Below are 22,078 nucleotides of genomic sequence, written 5' to 3'. Positions count from 1 at the left end.
TCAAGCCGGGACTGTTTTGTTTCCGTTGTCCGAAAATAAGACAATCTAAATATGCCTGATGTAGGTTTTCTCGGAGTGACGTGTGCGTCTTAAACGCCCCATCCAGGGGCATTAAGACTTGTGCTGCCATCCGTGGCAGCACAACACTGTATTACGAACAGGCATATTAAGATTGTCTAATTTTCTCCCAAAGTCACAAAACGAGTCCCGGCTTGATGCGATTTACCAGCCACTAAGTTGTGAACCACCCTTCGCCGTGGAACTCATTTTATAACCTTGGGGGTGCGTAAATTTTTAGGGTTTTGTGTCTGAATCTGATTAAAAAAATATTCTGTGTTATTTGGTCTGGCAATTTACGCCCCCGATTTTGAGATGAACCGCCCACCCAAATGGTGTTCACAACCTGGAGACTGGCATCTTGCGCAAAGCCGAAGCTAATTTTGTGACTTTGGGAGAAAATTAGAAAATCTTGGTGTGCCTGTCTATACATAGTGATGTTCTGCCACGGATGGCAGAACAAGGCAGCATCGAGTCATGGATGACTTGTTGTTGCCGGTCACGTCACTCCGAGAAAGCCTAAACCATGCATACCTAGACTTTTCTTATTTTCGTACAACGGAACAAAAATTACTCCGGCTTTGCGCAAGACGCCACTCACAAGCCTACGACACACCATTTGGACGGGCGACTCATGTCCATACATAATATCCCAAAAAAGAGAAATAATAATTCGCATAGTCGGTGAAATATCAGATTTGCACAAAGAACGCAGAGTATGAAAAATTTTACAGGAAAAATGGAGGATTATGATGAATTGTAAAAAATACAGAGCTGTATTACTCGGAGTGATTGTCATGGCACTGGTGGTCGGAGTATGTTTTTACACGAAATACAGGAAAGAAAATGAGATACCGACAGATGGCATATTGGTATATGACAGTTTGAACGACGGGGATGTGGATGAAACATGGGCGTAAATAACGAGACACTTTATTTAAAGATCGAGCAGAACACGATCGTTTTTGACCGGCATGTTGTGTTAAACGACATTGCAAAAATGGAGTGCACGAACGAGGCAGTCCTTCGTCAGCTGAAGCAGAAAAAAATATATAGTTTTACAGACCGGAAAGATGAAAAAAAACAGAAAAATCAGATGCAGGTTTTTTCGGTGTTAAAGATCATTGAGCAGATTCATGAGGATTATCCGTCATTGACAATCTCCAACGAGGGTGAAAGTGATTTTATCATAGAATACGTACCGGATCCGAAAAAGCCAAAGGTGATAAACGCGGTCAAAACAGTGCTACTTTGCATTATCATTTTTTTTGGTTCGGCATTTACGATCATGGCATTTAATAATGATATTTCTGTAACGGACGTATTTGATAAATTATATGGTCAGGTGATGGGAGCAAAAGCAGGCGGTGTGACAGAGTTAGAAGTTTGTTACTGCATCGGGCTCGGACTTGGCATTATTTTATTTTTTAATCATGTGGGCAGGAAGAAGATCACACCTGATCCGACACCAATTCAGATCGAAATGCGTAAATATGAGAAAGACGTGGATACCACATTTATTGAAAATGCAGGAAGAGGAGGGCACAGCATAGATGTTTCTTAAACATATTCTGCTCGGCTTTTTAGGACTTGCATTTGGCGGTGCAGTTGCAGCAGGAACATTTGCTTTTGTGATCGTCATCGGTGTGGTGCCGCGTATGATCGGAAAGTGTAACCGTGCAGCAGGAACGCTCTGCTTTGAACAGGCGATCATCCTTGGTGGGATACTTGGAAATATTGTTTCTGTATTTTTGCAGATGCATCTGGCGTTTGGTCAGGTGTTTGGACATATTTTTCTTGGATTGTACGGACTATCTGCGGGAATATTTGTCGGCTGTATCGCAGTTGCCTTAGCTGAGATTCTGAACACATTCCCAATCCTGTTCCGCCGGGCAAAGCTGAAAGTCGGACTGCGGTGGATCATGTGGACAATGGCAGCCGGCAAGACCTGTGGGGCACTTTATTACTTTGTAAGGAAGATCGGGGAAGGTTTGACGTAAGATGGATTTCAGATTAGAATAAGGTGTGAGCTATTTTTATGGGATGATCGACAAATGCTGGTTTGTTGAGACATGCGTCGCCCATCCAAATGGTGTTTCGTAGGCTTGTGAGTGGCATCTTGCGCAAAGCCGGAGTAATTTTGGTTCCGTTGTACGAAAATAAGAAAAGTCTAAGTGTGTCTGAGTTAGATTTTCTTTGAGTGACGTGAACGGCAACAACGAGTCATCCATGACTCGATGCTGCCTTGTTCTGCCATCCGTGGCAGAACATCACTGTGTACCTACAGACACACTAAGATTTTCTAATTTTCTCCCAAAGTCACAAAATCAGCTCAGGCTTTGCGCAAGATGCCAGCCTCCAGGTTATGAAACACCATTTGGGTGGGCGGTTCATCTCAAAATCGGGGGCGTAGGTGCGAATTTTTGATATTCGCACGAATGGAAATATGCTTAAAATCCTAATGTGCTGTGTCATTAATATTCAGCCTAACGGCTTCCCAGAATTTTTATATGCCACATTGCATTACACGAATTATTTCGTAAATTGCCAGACCAAATAACACAGAATATTTTTCAAATGTGTATGGCAATAAAAGTAGGCATAACGGGATACATTGAGGTTTTTCCAGTATTATCAAACCAATAATAATCTATTAAACATAGTTATTTGGAAATATTTTTTATCAGATTCAGACACAAAACACTAAAAGTTTACGCACCCCCAAGGTTGTAAAATGAGTTTCCCGGCTAAGGGTGGTTCACAACCTTGCGGCTGGCAAATCGCATCAAGCCGGGATTCGTTTTGTGACTTTGGGAGAAAATTAGAAAGTCTTTGTATGCCTGTTCACAATACAGTGTTGTGCTGCCATGGACGACAGCACAAGTCCTAATGTGCCCGGACGGCACATTTAGGACGCACACGTCACTCCGCCTCAACCTGAATCAGGCATACTTAGACTTTCTTATTTTCGGACAACGGAACAAAACAGTCCCGGCTTGATGCAATTTGCCAATCGAAAAACCCCGGAACCACCCTACACGAGGAAACTCATGTCACCCACAAACCAGCATTTGGAGGATGCTTATTTTTACAATGAAGAAATGGAGAAATGAATCATGGTTACATCTATCGCACGCCAGAGTGTTATCATAAAATGCAACATGCAGAAATCTATCCTGACCGGCAACTACGAATTTTACTATGCGGCAGGTCTTGTCGCAAAGTTATCCGGAATCGGATTCTCAGAGGATATCAGACCGGTTGAACTGGCAAATTTGTTACATGAGGAAATGAAAAAGACAGAACCAAAGGACGAACAGGAGAAGTATCTGTTTTCCATGCTGAAGGATTACAAACCGACAGAAGAGTACGATGAACAGATGAAAGAACTGCTGCTGTGGGGAAAAGGGGAGCAGTATCTGTGGACGGTGACAGTGCCGGAACAGGGATAGGAAAATGGGCGTAAATAAGGAAAAATTTTGTGAATAAATATAGAAAAGATCTGACATACTATTCCAATAAAATTGTAGAAAAGAGAAGGAAAAAAGATTTAGAGAAGAAAATGTGAGGGAGGGAAAAACATGGAGAAGCAGAAAAACTTATCTAAAGTATCAGCCGGTGCAGATAAAAAGGTAAGGGATCAGGCATACAATGAGTATGTGGAATCAGTAACACCCAAACATAATCTTGCTGCGAATATGGCAAAAGCATTTGTGATGGGGGGGATTATCTGCTGCATCGGACAACTGATCTTAAATACCTGTAAAAATTTAGGACTTGATAAAGAAATGTCAGGGAGCTGGTGCAGCATCCTGTTGATCTTATTATCTGTGATCTTAACCGGACTGAATCTGTATCCGTCACTTGCAAACTGGGGAGGAGCAGGAGCACTTGTGCCGATCACAGGGTTTGCAAATGGTGTTGCAGCACCGGCGATTGAATTTCAGAAAGAGGGACAGGTTTTTGGAATCGGCTGTAAGATATTTACAATCGCAGGACCTGTTATTTTGTATGGTATTTTTTCAAGCTGGGTTCTGGGACTTATTTACTGGCTGCTCTGTAGTTTGGCATTGCTATGAAATATCAGGTATGTTACAATGAACCCGGATAACAGCCTTTAATGGGATACTAAAATATAGGAACAGGGTATCTTTGAAAGAAGGTGCATTGTTCCTTTTTACAATAGGATAAGGAGTATGAAAAATGTTTCACAGTCAGTCAACGCAGGTAGAATTGCTTTTCTGCGGTTGTCTTTTTTTGCCTGATAACAGCATTATGTATGTATTTAAGTAATAATTTTGATAAGAAAAAGAGAAAGTGGCTGCTTTTGATGCAAGTGTCTACTGCGGTACTTCTTTTTAGCGATGCTTTTCTGTATTGTTATTTTGATGCAGACAATTTTTATCACAGGAATACAGGATTTGTGATTTCTCTTCTGTTTCCGGTAGTGTCCATGCTTATCGATCGGTCATTATTGGTACAGTTCCGAAAAAATATCTGGAAAAAGATTTTTGTGTCTATGCTTTCCTATATCTACAACGTTAAATCAGTGCGTTAAAGAATTGTCATCAGATCTGGATATGGATGTAGCAATCCAGAACCTGCTTGGTGTTATTAATGCATATTTTCAAGCAGACAGAACCTATATTTTTGAAATATCGGCAGATGGAAAAACTTTAAAAAATACATATGAATATGTCAGTGATGGGGTTTCTGCACAGATTGAAAATTTACAGGAAGTGCCAATTGATGTTATATCTGTATGGATAGATCATTTTCAAAAGGATGAAGTATATTTTATGTCGACGGTAGAGCAGGAAAAGGGGTCTGAATCCTATGAGATGCTGCAGGAACAGGATGTAATATCATCTGCAGAATGACGAAAAGAATGAATGAAGGGGCAGATGGAGCCTTTACGAAAGAAAAGAGGAAAGTTATGAAAAGATGGAGCGTTGCAGTACTGATGATCACATTGTCCATGCCGTTTTTTGCAGGATGTGGAACGTCGCAGAATAGTGGGACTGCAAAGGTAAAGTTAGATCCGGACAATCCGGTATCACTTACGGTCTGGCATTATTACAACGGAGCACAGCAGGCTACTTTTGATACGCTTGTGGAAGAATTTAATGCAACGGTAGGAAAAGAAAAAGGAATTTATGTGGAAGAATACAGCCAGGGTTCTGTTTATGATTTAGAACAGGCGGTTCAGAGTGCGATCAAAGGAGAAGTGGGGGCAGATGATCTGCCGGATATTTTTTCGTCCTATGCTGATACGGCGTATTATGCACAGCAGGAGGGTAAATTAGTTGATCTGACACAGTATTTCAGTGAAGATGAATTATCTTCTTATGTGGACTCTTATATTGAAGAAGGATATTTTCAGGACGATGGTGCACTGTATCTTTTGCCGGTTGCAAAATCAACAGAAATCATGATGATCAATAAAACGGACTGGGAGCCGTTTGCAGCAGAGACAGGATCTTCATTGGATGAATTAAAGACGATTGAAGGAGTCGTTGATGTAGCTGAGCACTATTATGAATGGACAGATGCAAAGACACCGGATATTCCGGATGATGGAAAGGCATTTTACGGCAGGGATTCCATGTCTAATTATTTCATTATCGGAATGAAACAGATGGGAAAAGAAATCTTTGAAGTAAAAAATGGAGAGGTAACATTAAATACAGATAAAGAATCTATGCGTCGTCTGTGGGATGATTATTATGTGCCATATGTGAAGGGATATTTTGAATCTTACGGAAAATTTCGTTCAGATGACGTGAAAACAGGAGATATTCTTGCATATACCGGAGCTACATCTTCGGCAGTATATTTCCCGGATAATGTAGAAAATGGAGAGGAGAGTTATCCGATCGATTACATTATTCAGGATGCGCCGATCATGCAGGATGGAGAAAATTATATGGTGCAGCAGGGGGCAGGAATGGCTGTTACAAAGTCAGATGATGCACATGAATATGCATCCTGTGTATTTTTAAAATGGATTACAGAGAAAGAGCAGAATCTCCGTTTTGGCTGTGATTCTGCATATCTTCCGGTTTTAAAAGAGGCAAATAAAGTTGAAACATTAGATAAGGTTATCAAAGATAATAATATAGAGATCAATGAAAAGTCTTATGATTGTCTGAAATACATCTTAGAGAATTTTGATCAGAAGAAATTTTATACACCGAAAAGTTTCAGAAAGGGGTATGATGCGAGAAAAATCTTAGACTATAATTTGTCTGATAAGGCAGTTGAGGATAAAACTGCAATCGATGCAGCTATTGCAGAGGGAACCTCAAGGGATGAAGTATTAGAATCATATCTTTCAGATGAGGCATTTGAAAACTGGTACAATGATTTTTGCAGTTCTCTTTCTGCTGCAGCAGAATAGTGTGGAAATAAACTGAGCAAATGAGACGGACAGGTAAGGATTGCATGGGGAAAAAGAAAAAGACTTTATTAAAAATATTTTTGATACCGATTCTGGGAATTGTTCTGATTGAGGGGATCGTGCCGTTCCTTACATTGGTTTTCAGCGGGATAAAGTCGAATCTGGAGGAGAATAATATACGTGTTGTAAACCATATTGTAGAGAACAGACAGGTGGTTCTTGAAAATGATATGGTGGAGAAGTGGCGCTCTGTTTATAAGAAAAGTGATGAATTAAACAGTGATCTGTCACAGGTACTTGATGATAATCATGCGGATGTCGGGCAGTTTCTGAAATCAAAAGAGATTCAGGAACAGTATTTAGAAACAGTATTTCCTGACATGGTAGATGAACTCCAATATAATATGACTTCCGGTATTTTTCTGATCCTTGCAAATGACAGTCCCGTGAATGAGGAAGCAGAATACAGAGGCTTTTTTGTGAGGGATTCTGATCCACAGGCAAAAACGGAGTCTAATGCAGACCTTTTATTGGAGCGTGGAAATAAAAGGTTGTCCCATAATCTGTCCATTTCTTTAGACAGTGCATGGAGTACAGATTTTCATTTTACAGGAAATGGAAACCGTGATGCGGATAATTTTTTTTACAGGGCTTATATGCAGGCAGTCCGGAATACCAAAGCGAATATGAGGGATTTAGGATACTGGGCAAAGACATTTATTTTGGAAGATCATTATATGGACAGCCATCAGATGATCACTTATTCAGTACCGCTATTATATGAGGGAACGGTTTATGGGGTGGTAGGAGTAGAGATCAGTCTTAACTATCTTTCGAATTATTTCTCTGTCAGGGATCTGGATGGTGATTTAAATGCCGGATATGCGCTTATGATCCAGAATGCAGAAGGAAAATATGAGAGTGTTGTTGGAAAAGGCGCTTTGTATGATATTGTATATAGAGATAATCATGCATTGGAATTTAAGGCAGATGCAGGAGATGAATTGTGCAAAATCACCGGGGCACAGATGGGAAAACAGGATATTTATGTGGTAACAAAACCGTTATCACTTTACAGTAATAATGTGCCGTATGATGATGCTGACTGGGTATTGTGTGGATTTGTCACAGAAGATTCTATTTATGGGATCGGAAGAAAAGTCTATATTAAAATGATCACGGCAATCATAAGCGGTGTACTGTTTGCAGCAGTTTTAGTATACTGTCTGATCCGTTATGTCACAAAGCCGGTATACCGTCTGATGGAAAGTGTACGTGGCGGAGTTACCGGGATTCGTGATTTTAAAAATTCAAATATTCTTGAAATTGACGAATTACATGGAGTGATCGAAAATCTGACCGATGAACAGATGCAGACGGAAACACAGCTTCTGGAAGAAAAAGAAAGATACCGGATCGCAGTTGAGAGTTCACAGGATATATTTTTTACGTATCGTAAGAAAGAAAAAATATTAGAAGTTGTAAACAGCGGTAATTTTGATGGTATCTGGGATTGTGTGAAACATCCGGAGTGGGTAGATAACGGATATATTTATCCGGAGGACAGGGAACGTGTTGTGTATCATGTTTTCAATGCAAAAAATGAGCTCAATATTGATTTTCGGATGCGTTACAGGGCGAGAGACGATTATACCTGGGTAAATCTGTCCGGAAGTGTTATGCTGGACGAAGCAGGGGAGTCAGAGCGTGTAGTTGGCTGTATTCACAACATACAAAAGAGAAAACTTCTTGAAGAAGAACAGAGAAAGAAACAGCTTTTAGATCCGGTCACATTATTTTACCGTCTGGAATATGGTCTGGAAGCAATGAGAACAGCGCGTGAAAAATGCCCGGAAGGTGTTACTGCTATTATTGATATCCGTCATTTCACGAAAGTGAATGAGCAGTATGGACTGATTTTTGGAGATATTTTATTAGAACAGCTTGCCGGAGAGCTCGTAACAGAATGTGGTAAGCAGAATTTCAAAAATGTCATCTATATAAGAGCAGGTGCAGATCAGATGCTGCTATGGCTCCCTGATGTGCAGACATCACAGGTAAAAGCAATGATTGAAAAGGTCCGGCAGGATTTTACGGCACTGACAGATGAGAAATTGCTTACATTGAATTTAAAATGCGGTATTACGCGTGTAATGGCAGATGATCGGGAAGAAGACAGTAAACAGCAGGCAGGAAAGGCATTAGCAGCTGCAAAGCATAGTCGTTATGACATTATGATTTATCAGGAACTTTCGGAGAATGAAAAAAGTATGCAGGCAGATGCCACATTCCGGGAGATCGCTTCCGTTGGCAGGTTAAAACAGATGAACCTTTCCTCTATAGCGATCAATCTGTGTGACAGAGAAGGAGAACTTGCAGTCATACTTGATATTCTTTCATTGAAGTTAAAAGAAAAATATAATCTTGCAAATCTTGTCATTGCAAGTTTTAACAGGGAATATCTGGTAAACAGCCTGTTATATAACTGGAAAGATACAGAAAACTTTCAGAACTGGGATGGAGTCAGTCGTTGTTCCGGTTCAGAATACCAGCAGTTTATTGAAAATAAGAAAGTGCAGGAGATACTGCCGGTTACGGAAGAAGTTTTAAGGGATCCGACACTGGGAAAATTTGCAGACCGGACGGATGGAGTACTCTATCATATGGCTGACAATGGTTCTTATGCAGGAAGTATCCTGTTTATGGGTATTGATCAAAAAATACTGGATAATGAGGAAGACCGGAAGAATTTAAATGAAATAGGATCTATTATCCAAAATAAGATCAATCTGCAGCGTCATGATCTTGCAGCAAAAGCAAAATCAGATTTCCTGGCACGAATGTCTCATGAGATCCGCACACCGATGAACGGAATTATCGGTATGGCAGAGATCGCTCTGAGAGATGGACAGGAAGAAAAACGACGTATTGACTGTCTGAACAAAATTAAAAATTCCTCTAATTATCTGCTTGGATTATTGAATGATATTTTAGATATGTCAAAGATCGAAAGCGGAAAAATGAAGCTTGTGTCAGAACAGGCAGATTTAGCTAAAATGATACGGGGACTTGAGCCTTTGCTTGAATCGAAGATTGCAGAGAAAAACATCCGGTTTTCACAGAATATTGAGCTAAAGAATGACTGGTTCATCTGTGATGAACTCCGGATCAACCAGGTACTTGTGAATCTGCTTGGAAATGCTGTCAAATATTCCAATATGGGTGGTCATGTGAAACTGACTGTTCGTGAAATGCAAAAGACAGCAGAATTATCGGAGATTTATTTTGAGGTCAGCGATGATGGAATCGGCATTGCGGAAGATAAGCAGCATCTGATCTTCCAGAGCTTTGAGCAGGCAGATACATCTGAAAATGCGAGAATACAGGGAACCGGTTTAGGACTTGCGATCAGCAGCCGCCTTATTCATATGATGGATTCACAGATACAGTTACAAAGTGCACCGGGAAAAGGCAGTACATTTTATTTTACACTGCAGTTAAAACCAGTGGAGAAGAGCCGGCTGCAAGAGAAAACACCTGATCTATCCATGGATTTCACCGGAAAAAGGGTTCTTGTAGTGGAGGATAACGCACTGAATATGGAAATCGCGCGTACTCTTTTAGAAACATTTGGCATTGAGGTGGAGGAAGCATATAATGGTAAAGAGGCAGTGGAAGGTGTGCGCACTACACCGCCAGGATATTATGATCTGATTCTGATGGATATTATGATGCCTGAAATGGATGGACTAGAGGCAACACGCACGATCAGGCAGATTGACAGGGAAGACTTAAAAACACTTCCGATCATTGCAATGAGTGCAAATGCATTTGACGAGGACGTAAAACGTTCAATCGCAAGTGGTATGAATGGTCACCTGTCGAAGCCGGTCAATGTCAGTCTGCTAAAGGAAACACTTGCATCCGTATTGGGCTGAGATTTATTGGTTAAAATAATTAAGAGATACAGGAAATTGAAAAAGGAGAGGCAGAATGCAGGCAGGAAAAGGTATTTCAATACCGTCAATTTTAAAAGTAGGAAAAGGTGCTTTAGCAAGGATTGGAAGTTATTTAAAGAAAGAAGGAATCGAACAGGTCGTCATCTTTTTTGGAAATGGTCTGATCGATCTGTTTGGTACAGACGTGATGGCTTCCCTGAAACAGGAGGAGATCAGGGTTTTAGAATATAGTGAGTTAGATACGGTAGATATTGATGATATAATAACGCTGGCATTTGCCATGCCAAACAAGACACAGGCAGTCATTTCCATCGGCGGAGGAAAGGTCATCGATGCCGGAAAGTATGCAGCTTTTTTACGGAATATTCCATTTATCAGTGTACCGACTTCAAGTTCAAGTGATGGATTTTCCAGTGCAAGCGCATCACTTCTTGTCCATGGAAAGCGGACTTCCGTTCCGGCAAGGCTTGCTTATGGCATTATCGTGGATACACAGATCATACGGACTGCACCGGAGAAGTTTATTTATTCCGGGATCGGTGATATGCTCTCAAAGATCACAGCTATTTATGACTGGATCTATGAGGAAAAGTGTGGTTACAGTGAGGTAAATGATTTTGCGGTGATGATCGCAAAAAAGGCGGTCAACAGTTTTGTGCGTACACCGTATGAGAGCATTAAAGATGAACTGTTCTTAAAAGAGCTGGTCGATTCACTTGCCATGAGCGGGATCGCCAATGAGATCGCAGGAAGCAGTGCACCGACGAGCGGAAGCGAGCATCTGATCTCACATGCATTAGATAAAATATTAGAGATACCGCAGTTACATGGAATCCAGGTTGGCATTGCGACCTATATCATGAGTAAAGTGCAGGATCACCGTTATGTGCGTGTTGAGACGGTTCTTAGGGAAACCGGATTTTTTGATTACGCAGCGACACTTCAGATGAAACGTGATGATTTCATCCGGGCAATCGATATGGTACCGTCCATCAAACCGTTCCGTCACACTTATCTGCATGAGGAGAGTTACCGGGAGACGGCAAAGAAACTGGTGCGTGAGGATGAAGTTTTAAGCAGAGTACTTGTATAAAACCGGCAATAACCGGGAAAACTTAATAAAAATACAAAAGAGAAAGTAAATGTTCATATTTGGAGCATTTACTTTTTTTGTGAAAAAAATCGGGAGGAAAACAGGGATATATGATTAAAGAAGATGGTTTACCGGTAGGACTTGGGTTTGGACTGGCGATGAATGAGAAGGCATTAGGACAGTTTTCCATGATGACGGAAGATGAAAAAAGACAGGTTATTGATGCAGCGAGAAGTGTACAGACAAAAGAGCAGATGGACAAGATTGTAAAAAATATTGCGGATATGGAATTTTTTTAGAAAGATATGAGGATAAAATATGGGAAATAACATGGATTTGAACTATGAGATGTTCTGTTATCAGTGTGAGCAGACGGCGAATGGAAAGGGCTGCACAAAACTCGGCGTTTGTGGAAAGACACCGGAGATCGCAAATCTGCAGGATCTTTTGATCTTTCAGGTAAAGGGGATCAGCTGTTATGGAAAAGTGCTGATGGAAAACGGTGCACATATGGATAAAACGGTGGTAAGTTTTATTGAAAATGTGCTGTTTACAACACTCACAAATGTGAATTTTGATGTGGATGCACATTTGGAATTATTGCGTGAATCACAGAGAATCAAAGAGCAGGTCAGGGAAATGGCAGGAAAAAGCAGTAATCCGACCGCGCATGCAGCCTATGATCTGCCAGAGAGTAAAAGTGATATGCTGCGCGATGCACCTCTTGCAGGAATTATGTATGATAACACGTTAGATCCGGATATCCGTTCCCTGCGCCAGACGATCATTTATGGGTTAAAAGGTATCAGCGCGTACGGACATCAGGCGAGAGAACTTGGATATTACAGCGATGAGGTGGATGATTTTTATCTGTTAGGGCTTGAGGCGACCACAGATGACAGTCTGACGGTGGAAGAATTGATCCGTATGACAATGCGTACCGGGGAAATGGCACTTGCGGTTATGAAAAAACTTGATGAGGCAAATACGGAAATTTATGGGAATCCGTATCCGCACAAAGTGGATGTAACGATCAAAAAAGGTCCATTTATTATCGTTTCCGGACATGATCTAAAGGATTTAGAGATGTTGTTAGAGCAGACAAAAGACAAGGGTATCAATATTTATACACATGGTGAGATGCTGCCATGTCACGGCTATGAAGGGTTGAAAAAGTATCCGCATCTGGCTGGTAATTTTGGAGGTGCATGGCAGGATCAGCAGAAGCAGTTTGACAATATTCCGGGCTGTATCCTTATGACTACAAACTGTCTGATGCGTCCAAGAGAAAGTTATAAAGACCGTATTTACAGCACAAACGTGGTCGGCTGGGAAGGTGTAAAGCATATTGGAAAAAATGAAAAAGGGGAAAAAGATTTCAGTGAGATCATAAAGCAGGCGTTAGAGCTTGGAGGATTTAAAGAAGACCAGGAAAAACAGGAGATATTGGTCGGTTTTGGGCATGCTGCAACATTAAGTCAGGCAGATAAAATTGTGGAAGCGGTAAAGAGTGGACAGATCCGGCACTTTTTCCTGATCGGAGGCTGCGATGGTGCCAGACCGGGTAGAAATTATTATACGGAATTTGCCCAGATGGTGCCGAAAGACTGTGTGATCTTAACACTTGCCTGTGGAAAATACAGGTTTAACAAGCTGGACTTTGGGGAGGTGGCAGGATTGCCGAGACTTTTAGATGTCGGACAATGCAATGATGTATATTCAGCAGTTAAAATTGCGACGGCGCTTGCAGACGCATTTGAAACGGATGTCAATGGTCTTCCACTTTCCATGATCGTTTCGTGGTATGAACAGAAAGCGGTGGCAGATCTTTTGGCACTTTTGAGTCTTGGTGTCCACGATATCTATCTTGGACCGACATTGCCAGCATTTTTAAGCCCGAATGTACTGCAGTATCTGACAGACACATTCCATTTAAGGCAGATCAGTAATGCCAGTGATGACATTAAGACCTGTCTGAAACAAAATATCGCATAAAAATAACACATACTATTGTTCGAAAAATCCAAGCTGCTCTAAGGCGTAAGCAATACCATTTTCGCTTGCGCGTTTGGTTACAAATGATACCTGATCAAACAGGGAAGCCGGGGAAGCATTTCCCATGGCAACGCTGTTTGGTACATAGGAGAGCATCGGCAGATCGTTGTTGCTGTCGCCGATCGCATAGGCGGCGTTAAGATCTAAATGATAATAGTCGAGCACATACTGTATGCCGGTTGCCTTACTGTAGCCGGTCGGGACAAATTCGCGGAATGTACCGCCGCGGTCGATGCAGGTAAAATAAGGATCACTGACTTTGCGAAATTCCGCTAACTGATCGGGAGTCTGATACCAGATCACAAATTTATCGCAGAAGAAGTTCGGGTTTTCTAAATTTTCCGGCATATCATAGTCGCGGCTTACGAATGCTTCATACTGGCGTATGGCATCCGGGTGTGTAAGGGGTCTGCTTTTATCGAATGCTACTTCTTTTCTGGATTCGAAAAGGATATCCACATTTGTTTTTCGCGCTGCTTCTAAAAGCTGCATGGTAATGCTGTGCGTCTGGGCAACGTGCAGTGCTTCCGTGCCGGAGCAGAAAATGTTCGTGCCGCATCCGCAGACATAACCGTCAAAGCCGATCCGTCTGAAACGCGGTTCTACATTCTGAAAGCACCGGCCAGTATTGATAAACATCAGATGACCGAAGGTGCGTGCACGTCTTATTGCATGAATTGCACTTTCAGGCAGTGAACCGTCGATCTCCGAAGTTAAGGTTCCGTCAATATCAAAAAAAGCGATTTTTTTCATAGATTCATCTCCGTAAAATAATCATGATAAATAAATCTGACCGAAAGAATTGTACGTTATTTTTTTCAAATTGTCAAAACGAAATAGAAGATGGTATAATGTGCGTAAGCAATGAGCAGTGCCACATGAGGGTAAAATAAAAAATGGCTGCTCGCAGACACTTTTTTGTTTTGTTCTCATGTGATAGGGCGAATGCCCGTCAGTCCGGAAAATCTCTGATTTTTCGGACGTGCATTTCGGACGAAAGCATATATGCAGAATGAGGAGGATTACCATGAAGTACCATACAATAAATGAACTGAGGAACTTTAATTTTAAGGAGGCATATATCGCACAGATCTGTGCTGTAAGCGGGATGTTTGAGATCGTATTTGATAATGTGACGATTCTGCCGGAGAATTCCTGTAACCGTGATATCAGGGAGATGCGTGCAAATGAGCTTGTCTTAAAGATCAGTGATCCGGTAATTGAGGCATTTGTGGAGGAAGGATATAAAGTCTACGATGCGAACGGTAACTTAAAAAAGAAAAATGAGGATGTCGTGATCCTGCCGGAAAATTATGCTGATAAATTCAAAGAGTTAGAGGGCTGTGAAGTATATTCTGTTGAACAGGAAAAAGGATGTTATATCATTTCTGTTGATACGGAGGATCATACATTTTTACTGCGCGTCAGTGGTTCCGGGGATACGGAAGAGTGGGATCGTTTTCTGAACAAATAACTGGAGATAAAGGAGTATTCCGATGAAAATATTAGTGACAGGGTTTGATCCGTTTGGCGGAGCATCGATCAATCCTGCATACGAGGCGGTAAAACTGCTCCCGGATAGGATAGAAGGAGCAGAGGTGATCAAAATGGAGATCCCGACTGTGTTTGGAAAAGATGAGGAAGTCATAAGGACTGCTGTGGAAAAACATCATCCGGATGCTGTGCTATGTGTGGGACAGGCTGGTGGAAGATCAGGGATCACAGTCGAGAAAGTTGCCATTAATCTGATGGAAGCACGCATACCGGATAATGAGGGAAAGCAGCCGTCAGATGAACCGATCAAAGAGGATGGAGAGAATGCATACTTTGCTTCTATCCCGGTAAAGTGCATGGTGCAGTATATAAAAGAAGCCAAAATACCGGCGCGGGTTTCCTACACAGCGGGGACTTTCGTCTGCAATGACATCATGTATCGTGTCCTTTATATGATCGACAAAGAATATCCGCATATGAGAGGCGGGTTTGTACATGTCCCGTATCTGCCGGAGCAGACGCTTGATCTTCCGGAAGGAACACCAAGTATGTCGGCTGAGATGATAGAGGAGGCATTAGAGTATGGAATCCGGGCGATCATTGAGAATGAGGAAGATGTGAAGACGACAGGTGGAGAGATTCACTGATGAGATGACGGTGGTATGCGAAATATTACAGTTGAAATTATAAATAATAGAATGATAGAGCCGGAGCAGTGCGGATATGCGCTGCTCCGGCTCTTTGTAGTTTGCGGTATACGTTTCTGACACACATATTTAACGATTCTTTCACATAACCATCACATTACAATCAGCTGTTCTTTAAATTGCGATGTTATCTTTATACCGTTAAAACGGAGCACGTGAGTATGGAAAGTGAGGAAGATAATGAGAAAACCAGGAAAAAGAATGATGAGTGTGATCGCCGGCATTGCAGCTGTTTGTGTGATGACAGGTGGGATCGGGTATCAGGCGATAGCATCCGGAGCACAGACGAACAGTACGGAGCAGAATAAGAAAGGTCAGGATACAGATCAGCAGGAGAGTTCAGACGGCTCTTTTTCGGAAGATGGTACAACACAGATCGGTACAACAAGCCAGATGCCGGAATTTACGGTAAATGCAGTGACAATGACGGTAGAAGAGATATATGCCACATCCGGAGATACCGTGAGTAAAGGGGATGCCCTTTTTAAGCTGACGGATGAAAGCATGGAATCAGCAAAGGCATATTATGAAGATGCCATTCATGACGCTGAAAATACGCTGAAAACAGCAAAGGCAGATCTTGCAAGTGGACAACTTTCCGCAGAGAGCGCGAAGCAGGATTCCGATTTAACAGCACAGACTGCAGAGGAAAATTATCAGGCGCAGATAGATGCGCTAGATGCTGCAGTGGAAGAAAAAAAGGAAGCATATGATGAAGTAGTAGAACAGATATCTGAATATCAGACGAAGATCGATAACAATGACTATTATGTGGAATGTGCGATTGATGAGAAAAAGGCGGCAGTTGATGCGGCAGAGACGGCGTTGGCACAGGCACAGGATACGCTGACACAGGCGCAGGAGTCTGATAACAGCACAAGTCAGGCGGTATCAGCGGATTTGTCAAATATCAGGGAGCAGATCGGGGCAGGAGCAGATTCAGATACGCTGCTTTCCATTGTACAGCAGGCAGTGGATGATTACACGGCAAGAGAGCAGCAGTCTGATATACTTACGGCGGCACAGCAGGCGGCAGATGCGGCGCAGAGCAAACTCGAACAGGCACAGAAGGAATTTGATTCGGCAGTCGAGACTTACAATAAAAATGTAGAAGAAACCAATACAAAAATTACAGAACTGACAGAGAGTTTAGATAATCTGAAATCTGATTATGAACAGGCCGCGCGTGATGCAAAGACACAGAAAGCCGAACTGAAAAATGAATATGATACCGCTGTAGTGGAAGGTAAATATGCGGGAAGTACGTATGAGGCAACTGTTTCGGAACTGGAAAGTGCAGTGGAATCTGCACAGAATACACTTGATACATTAAAAGAAGAACAGACTGCACTGATTGCGTTGGAAAATGGTGTTGTTACCGCAGATGAGGATGGAACGATCGCAGCAGTGCCTTATGAGGCAGGAAATACGCTGCAGCCGGGTACTGCATTTGCGTTGTATTGTGATACACAGACGATCATGATCTCAGTGGAAGTGTCACAGGAGAAGGTAGCGCAGGTTCATGTTGGTGAAGAGGTATCTGTCATGATATCAGGAAACCGGGAAGGAGCAGTAACAGGAACTGTTTCATCGATCGCATCTTCGGCAACGACTGGAGAAAGTGTTTCTAATGTCACTTACGCGGTGATTATTTCAATTGACAATCCGGATGGAAAACTTGGTTCCGGTTCTTCCGCAACCGTTATATTCCAGGGAGAACAGGAGGAAAAAACAGAATGAAAAAGAAAAAGGTGGCAGTAATTCTTTCGTTAGGCGCAGCAGCCATTCTTATGATAGGAGGGATCAGTGTATATGCACACCAGTTTTCGGACAGCGCGGAATCAGAGACTGTCTATAAAGAGACGACAGCGGGATATGGAACTCTTACAGTTGGAATTACGGAGAGCGGAAGCGTGACGATCGGAAGTATCTCACAGGATATGGACGAGGATATAAGTATATCTTCGGATTCAGGAAGTGGACAGACAAGTGGAACGCAGGCATCAGGAACGTCAACAGGTAATTCTTCGGTGGCGTTAGAGGTAGAGGAAGTGTATATTTCAGTCGGACAGCAGGTAAAGGCAGGCGATGCACTGCTGAAATTGACAGATGACAGTATTGAAAAATATCGGAAAAAATTAAAAGAAGCTGTGACGGAGGCTTCGGCAGATTATAACTCTGCAGCACTTAGTTCAGCGAAAGAAAAGGTAAGTGCCAGCTATTCTTATAACTTAAGTGTGGCAGAGGGAAGTGTGGCGCAGGAAGAATATGAGACAACGATCAGTGAACTGCAGGATGCAGTGGATGAAGCACAGGAAGCAGTGGATGAGTCACAGGCACTTCTTAATTATTATCAGGAAATGATCGATGGTGGCATGGATTTAAGTGAATCTCTCGCAACGGAACAGGAGAATTACAATAAGCCTGAATTATTCACGGAACAGTATCTGAACTGATAACTGTACCATGAATCCCCAAATTGACCCATGTAGCCTAAACATCGCTCAACCAATCTCCAAAAAGGGTATAAAATCCCTGTAGCAGAGTTCTGAGCGGTTATTAAGCTGTCAAGGTTCGTTAATAGTTGCTATTCCAGCTGTACATTCAGCTTACCGATATTTGAAAGTGTCTCATAGAATTCATTCTTATAAGGGCAGCTGCTACACAGCTTGAATGTGATATATCTTGCTGAACGAATTACTTTTGCAGCAATCTTCAGCAGTTTTAAACGGACGGTATCTATGCGTTGTTTTCGCATGTTTGCTGATAACGCCAATCGTCTAAACCAATTAAATATGTTATACGCAAGAGCGTGTACCTGAAGTCTGTTTGCATTTACGATTCTGGTATGACTGCTTACGGAAGCAAAATCAAAACCGGATTTGCTTTCTTTGATAAAGTTTTCCATCAGACCTCGCTTGCAGTAAAATTTGATAAGATACTCTGGTGCGGAATCCATGTTTGTGACAACAAATGTGTACATGTAAACCATCTGGTTTTCCGGCTTTTCAACCTTGCATACCACACGCCTTTCATAAGGCCATGACTTTGCTTTGTACATGAATTCACCATAAACTACCGCATAATCCACTTTGTTATTTCTGGTGATTTCATTAAGTTCATCCACAAAATAGGATGCTTTTTCACGGAGAAGACCATTCTCCTTCAGCCGGATCACATAGCTTGTGCCGTTTTCTTCGCACTGCTTATAAAGATCAGGAGTCGCAAAACCACTATCACCACGAAGCAGAATACGGATTGCAGGATAATCATTCTGGTATTCATCCAGTATCGGCTGCAGGAAGTCAACCACTCCTGTACAGGAATACTGTGTTCCATCACGAAGCTGTACTTTTATCAGATCTCCAGTCATTCCGTCATAACAGACAAGCGGATGATAACCATTGCTTTGATAATGAAAGTTAAAGGCTCTGCCTTCCTGTCTGCCGTATGCATCAAGAAGGGTGGAATCCAGATCCAGAATAACAGCCGATGGCATCTGAATACTGTAAATTTTCTTCCGAAGCACTCTGGCAATCGCAAGGAACTGGTTTAAGGTATCTTCATCCATACGGTTAAAGAATCTCGATACCGTAGGCTGTGATGCAAGCGCATCTTTTTCAAGTACAGACTTGAATACCGGATCATTGGTCAGTTCATCGGAAGCATCATCTTCGAAATAACCGGCAATGATCATATATATCATCTGGAGCAGATTTTTCTGATCCGTGTGATATCTGAATAATGCAGGATCATTGGTCTTGAAAGTTTTGTCTAAAAGCTTATCAATACCAAGCTTGCTTATGAATTCTTTGATAAGAAGCAGACCTGCATCGGAGGAGAGATCTCCTCCATCAAAATTTATTTTTATCTGTCTATTGCTTTCTAAGGCTAAGGTGTTTACAATACTCATAAAGGGCTCCTTTGGGTTATTTTTTAAGATTCGACACCTTAATTTTACCACAAATGGATGCTCTTTTTTCATTCATCTGATAGGTGAAAAGCAATATTCAGTTAAAATATAGAAACTATGTGGTTTTCAGCCACTTTCACGGCTGTGCCGTGAATAATATAGGATAAGTTATATAACAAATTAAAAGCAGCAAAGAGTGCATATACCACAAAATCCGTTGAGGCAGAGAAAAAATATAAAGAAGCAATGTTAAACTATGAAAATGCAGACAGCCAGTACTCTGCAGATGTGACTGGTGTGGATGTTTCTGTGGAAACAGCGGAAGATACACTGACAGAAGCAAAAGAAGCATTAGCTGAGTTTGAAGAATTTGTGGGTGATGGCACGATCTATTCAGATTATGACGGTACGATCATGTCAGTCGGCTATGAGGCAGGAGATGATCTGTCCGCAGGTACGGATATTGTAACATTTGCGGACACGGATGCAGTGACGATGACAGTATCCGTTTCGGAGGAAGATATTTCCGGTATTGCGATCGGGGATGAGGTCATGATAGACCTTAACGCTTACGAAGACCAGACTTTTTCCGGCGAAGTTGAAAGTATCGATACTTCTGTATCAAGCGGTTCTTCCACGGTTTCTTATAATGTGACGGTAAAATTAAGCGGTGATGTGGATGGTATTTATACCGATATGACCGGAAATGTGACGTTTATTGAAAAACAGGTAACAAATGTTGTTTATGTTTCAAATAAGGCGGTCATCAACGAAGGAACTGCATCTTATGTGAAAGTCAAAAACAGTGATGGAACTATTGAAAAGAAAGAAGTTACGACCGGATTTTCTGACGGTGTCAATGTGGAGATCACGGAAGGACTTTCCGAGGGAGAAACGGTTCTGATAGAAAGTCAGGTGACAAACGAATGAAACCATCTGAATTATTAAGACTGGTCTGGATCAATATTACCCAGAATAAATTTAAAACGATCATGACTTCGATCGGTATCATTGTTGGTGCGGCGACGATCGTGATGGTGATCGCCATTGGAAAAGGTGGCCAGGAGGATGTGGCAGACCAGTTTAAAAACTTAAATGCAGGTGCGATCGATATTTCCTATGACGGTGGAGATAAAAATCGTGGTGGAAATCAGGATTCCGGTGATTCATCAGGTTCCGGTATGATGATGATGCTATCTGGTGACGGGGCACCATCCGGCAGCAGTTCTTCCATGGGAGGTTCTGGTGGTTCTTCGAGAGGATTTTCCGGCGGCGGTGATTCCTTTGGTGGTGGTCCGTCTGGTGGAAATGGCAGCGGACCTGGTGGTGACGGAGGCGGCATGCCGGGGGGCATGGGAGACTTCTTTGGCGGTGGAAGTGATATGGAAGACCGCATGAATCAGGAAAATATCACATTGGATGAAGATGATGTGGATGATATTGAAACCTTTGTTTCCGGAATTTCGGCGGCAACGATATCCTATACGACCAGATCTGCGGTGGATGGCGGGGATCTTGATGAGGCACAGACCTATTCGATCGCAGGAGTAAAAGATAATTATGCATCCATCAGTAATCTGAGTCTTGCAGTCGGGGATTTTATCACAGAATCTGATGATGAAAATAAAGAGAAAGTCTGTGTGCTTGGTGTATCTGTTGCAGAAGAAATCTTTGGAAGTACGATCGATGCATATGGCAGTGTGATCTATATAGACGACCGTTCTTATGTGGTTAACGGAGTTCTGTCTTCCATGGGGACGGTGGCATCCGGCATCAGCCCGGATGATTCCATTTTTATTCCATATGCGACAGGGGTAAAATATTTAGTGGGAACAAATGTGAATCCGACGATCACTGTGATCGCAGAAGATGTAAGCAACGTATCCGGTGTCACGGAAGAAATCACAGAAGTACTTGCAACTTCCTATCCAAATGCAGAGTTTACTTTTGAGGATGCGGGAAGCAAGATGGAAGCTGCGTCGGCATCGAATGAAATTCTGACGATGCTTCTGATCGCAATGGCGGCTATCGTATTTGTGGTCGGCGGTATAGGAATTATGAATGTGCTGTTTGTGTCAGTCAAAGAGCGCACCAATGAGATCGGTATTTTAAAGGCAATCGGCTGTTCACAGAAAAATATTCTGTTTGAATTTTTGGCTGAAGCTGCAGCAATCAGCCTGATTGGGGGAGTGCTGGGCGTCATTGCAAGTCTGCTTGTCACCCCGGTGGCCAGATATCTTGGAGTACGTGTCGAACTGACGCCGGCGGCATTTCTGATCGCATTATTGTTTGCACTCATCACGGGAACACTGTTTGGATTCTATCCGGCATATAAGGCGTCGAAACTGGTGCCGGTGGAGGCACTTGGAGCAGAGTAAAGGTTGAAAAAGATTTTGAAAG

18 protein-coding genes and 1 pseudogene are annotated in these 22,078 nt (G+C 42.2%); 17 read left to right on the top strand and 2 right to left on the bottom strand.

Annotation, left to right across the window (positions count from 1 at the left end; all coding sequences use genetic code 11):
• Positions 1-809 precede the first annotated feature (809 nt).
• The 11 genes from ACDD58_RS18025 to hcp all read left to right on the top strand — a co-directional run bounded on the left by ACDD58_RS18025 (position 810) and on the right by hcp (position 13,504).
• Positions 810-977, top strand: coding sequence for a membrane-spanning protein (locus tag ACDD58_RS18025; protein ID WP_117921989.1), 168 nt, complete (start codon positions 810-812; stop codon positions 975-977).
• Positions 968-1,621, top strand: a complete 654-nt coding sequence (locus ACDD58_RS18020) for a stage V sporulation protein AA (protein ID WP_370778589.1) — start codon at positions 968-970, stop codon at positions 1,619-1,621. Before ACDD58_RS18025 ends, ACDD58_RS18020 begins: the two co-directional genes overlap by 10 nt.
• Positions 1,611-2,057, top strand: a complete 447-nt coding sequence (locus ACDD58_RS18015) for a stage V sporulation protein AB (RefSeq protein WP_370778588.1) — start codon at positions 1,611-1,613, stop codon at positions 2,055-2,057. Before ACDD58_RS18020 ends, ACDD58_RS18015 begins: the two co-directional genes overlap by 11 nt.
• A gap of 1,116 nt (positions 2,058-3,173) precedes the next feature.
• On the top strand, positions 3,174-3,509 hold the full coding sequence (locus ACDD58_RS18010) for a DUF3837 domain-containing protein (protein WP_370778587.1): 336 nt from the start codon (positions 3,174-3,176) through the stop codon (positions 3,507-3,509).
• A gap of 129 nt (positions 3,510-3,638) precedes the next feature.
• Positions 3,639-4,136, top strand: coding sequence for a SpoVA/SpoVAEb family sporulation membrane protein (locus tag ACDD58_RS18005; protein WP_117922360.1), 498 nt, complete (start codon positions 3,639-3,641; stop codon positions 4,134-4,136).
• Between the two features lie 501 nt (positions 4,137-4,637).
• Entirely contained in the window at positions 4,638-4,937 is a 300-nt protein-coding gene (locus tag ACDD58_RS18000; RefSeq protein ID WP_370778586.1) for a hypothetical protein, read from the top strand.
• 56 nt (positions 4,938-4,993) lie between these two features.
• On the top strand, positions 4,994-6,457 hold the full coding sequence (locus ACDD58_RS17995) for an extracellular solute-binding protein (RefSeq protein ID WP_370778584.1): 1,464 nt from the start codon (positions 4,994-4,996) through the stop codon (positions 6,455-6,457).
• A gap of 20 nt (positions 6,458-6,477) precedes the next feature.
• On the top strand, positions 6,478-10,395 hold the full coding sequence (locus tag ACDD58_RS17990; protein WP_370778582.1) for a response regulator: 3,918 nt from the start codon (positions 6,478-6,480) through the stop codon (positions 10,393-10,395).
• A 55-nt stretch (positions 10,396-10,450) separates the two neighbouring features.
• Positions 10,451-11,509: an iron-containing alcohol dehydrogenase family protein gene (locus tag ACDD58_RS17985; RefSeq protein WP_370778580.1), complete on the top strand. Its 1,059-nt coding sequence runs from the start codon at positions 10,451-10,453 to the stop codon at positions 11,507-11,509.
• Positions 11,510-11,619: 110 nt separating this feature from the next.
• The gene (locus tag ACDD58_RS17980) at positions 11,620-11,808 is read left to right on the top strand and encodes a hypothetical protein (RefSeq protein ID WP_117922365.1); all 189 of its coding nucleotides are present in this window, start codon (positions 11,620-11,622) and stop codon (positions 11,806-11,808) included.
• Between the two features lie 19 nt (positions 11,809-11,827).
• A complete protein-coding gene (gene hcp, locus ACDD58_RS17975; protein WP_117922366.1) occupies positions 11,828-13,504 on the top strand; it encodes a hydroxylamine reductase in 1,677 nt (558 codons plus the stop codon).
• A 12-nt stretch (positions 13,505-13,516) separates the two neighbouring features.
• Here the strand turns inward: hcp and ACDD58_RS17970 are convergent, their stop codons facing one another.
• Entirely contained in the window at positions 13,517-14,317 is an 801-nt protein-coding gene (locus ACDD58_RS17970; protein ID WP_370778579.1) for an HAD-IIB family hydrolase, read from the bottom strand.
• A gap of 274 nt (positions 14,318-14,591) precedes the next feature.
• Between ACDD58_RS17970 and ACDD58_RS17965 the strand changes: the two genes are divergently transcribed.
• The 4 genes from ACDD58_RS17965 (at position 14,592) to ACDD58_RS17950 (ending at position 18,221) form a co-directional block, all read left to right on the top strand.
• Entirely contained in the window at positions 14,592-15,038 is a 447-nt protein-coding gene (locus tag ACDD58_RS17965) for a subtilin biosynthesis sensor protein SpaK (RefSeq protein WP_117922368.1), read from the top strand.
• A 22-nt stretch (positions 15,039-15,060) separates the two neighbouring features.
• Entirely contained in the window at positions 15,061-15,705 is a 645-nt protein-coding gene (pcp, locus tag ACDD58_RS17960) for a pyroglutamyl-peptidase I (protein ID WP_186899413.1), read from the top strand.
• A 240-nt stretch (positions 15,706-15,945) separates the two neighbouring features.
• Positions 15,946-17,505 carry an HlyD family efflux transporter periplasmic adaptor subunit gene (locus ACDD58_RS17955; protein ID WP_370778578.1) on the top strand — a complete coding sequence of 520 codons (1,560 nt, stop codon included), beginning with the start codon at positions 15,946-15,948 and terminating at the stop codon, positions 17,503-17,505.
• Positions 17,502-18,221, top strand: coding sequence for a biotin/lipoyl-binding protein (locus tag ACDD58_RS17950; RefSeq protein ID WP_370778577.1), 720 nt, complete (start codon positions 17,502-17,504; stop codon positions 18,219-18,221). The genes ACDD58_RS17955 and ACDD58_RS17950 overlap by 4 nt, the downstream gene beginning before the upstream one ends.
• Positions 18,222-18,352: 131 nt before the next feature.
• On the opposite strand, the gene ACDD58_RS17945 is transcribed toward ACDD58_RS17950, so the two are convergent.
• On the bottom strand, positions 18,353-19,678 hold the full coding sequence (locus tag ACDD58_RS17945) for an IS1380 family transposase (RefSeq protein ID WP_241070783.1): 1,326 nt from the start codon (positions 19,676-19,678) through the stop codon (positions 18,353-18,355).
• Between the two features lie 192 nt (positions 19,679-19,870).
• Between ACDD58_RS17945 and ACDD58_RS17940 the strand changes: the two are divergent.
• Together ACDD58_RS17940 and ACDD58_RS17935 are read left to right on the top strand one after the other, a co-directional pair.
• A pseudogene (locus ACDD58_RS17940) lies at positions 19,871-20,608 on the top strand (efflux RND transporter periplasmic adaptor subunit); the annotation flags it as partial.
• The gene (locus tag ACDD58_RS17935) at positions 20,605-22,056 is read left to right on the top strand and encodes an ABC transporter permease (RefSeq protein WP_370778576.1); all 1,452 of its coding nucleotides are present in this window, start codon (positions 20,605-20,607) and stop codon (positions 22,054-22,056) included. The pseudogene ACDD58_RS17940 and the gene ACDD58_RS17935, both read left to right, overlap by 4 nt.
• The last annotated feature ends 22 nt before the right edge of the window (positions 22,057-22,078 follow it).

The sequence above is a fragment of the Roseburia sp. genome, from assembly GCF_041325975.1.
Lineage (GTDB): Bacteria > Bacillota > Clostridia > Lachnospirales > Lachnospiraceae > Roseburia > Roseburia rectibacter.
This window is presented reverse-complemented; position numbering and strand designations above follow the sequence as displayed.

Coding starts and splice junctions, on each gene's coding strand:
- ACDD58_RS17965 (WP_117922368.1), top strand. CDS start 14,592: ATGAAGTACCATACAATAAATGAACTGAGGAACTTTAATTTTAAGGAG.
- hcp (WP_117922366.1), top strand. CDS start 11,828: ATGGGAAATAACATGGATTTGAACTATGAGATGTTCTGTTATCAGTGT.
- ACDD58_RS17990 (WP_370778582.1), top strand. CDS start 6,478: ATGAGACGGACAGGTAAGGATTGCATGGGGAAAAAGAAAAAGACTTTA.
- ACDD58_RS17980 (WP_117922365.1), top strand. CDS start 11,620: ATGATTAAAGAAGATGGTTTACCGGTAGGACTTGGGTTTGGACTGGCG.
- ACDD58_RS17950 (WP_370778577.1), top strand. CDS start 17,502: ATGAAAAAGAAAAAGGTGGCAGTAATTCTTTCGTTAGGCGCAGCAGCC.
- ACDD58_RS17970 (WP_370778579.1), bottom strand. CDS start 14,317: ATGAAAAAAATCGCTTTTTTTGATATTGACGGAACCTTAACTTCGGAG.
- ACDD58_RS18020 (WP_370778589.1), top strand. CDS start 968: ATGGGCGTAAATAACGAGACACTTTATTTAAAGATCGAGCAGAACACG.
- ACDD58_RS17995 (WP_370778584.1), top strand. CDS start 4,994: ATGAAAAGATGGAGCGTTGCAGTACTGATGATCACATTGTCCATGCCG.
- pcp (WP_186899413.1), top strand. CDS start 15,061: ATGAAAATATTAGTGACAGGGTTTGATCCGTTTGGCGGAGCATCGATC.
- ACDD58_RS18015 (WP_370778588.1), top strand. CDS start 1,611: ATGTTTCTTAAACATATTCTGCTCGGCTTTTTAGGACTTGCATTTGGC.
- ACDD58_RS17985 (WP_370778580.1), top strand. CDS start 10,451: ATGCAGGCAGGAAAAGGTATTTCAATACCGTCAATTTTAAAAGTAGGA.
- ACDD58_RS18010 (WP_370778587.1), top strand. CDS start 3,174: ATGGTTACATCTATCGCACGCCAGAGTGTTATCATAAAATGCAACATG.
- ACDD58_RS18025 (WP_117921989.1), top strand. CDS start 810: ATGAATTGTAAAAAATACAGAGCTGTATTACTCGGAGTGATTGTCATG.
- ACDD58_RS17945 (WP_241070783.1), bottom strand. CDS start 19,678: ATGAGTATTGTAAACACCTTAGCCTTAGAAAGCAATAGACAGATAAAA.
- ACDD58_RS17955 (WP_370778578.1), top strand. CDS start 15,946: ATGAGAAAACCAGGAAAAAGAATGATGAGTGTGATCGCCGGCATTGCA.
- ACDD58_RS17935 (WP_370778576.1), top strand. CDS start 20,605: ATGAAACCATCTGAATTATTAAGACTGGTCTGGATCAATATTACCCAG.
- ACDD58_RS18000 (WP_370778586.1), top strand. CDS start 4,638: ATGGATGTAGCAATCCAGAACCTGCTTGGTGTTATTAATGCATATTTT.
- ACDD58_RS18005 (WP_117922360.1), top strand. CDS start 3,639: ATGGAGAAGCAGAAAAACTTATCTAAAGTATCAGCCGGTGCAGATAAA.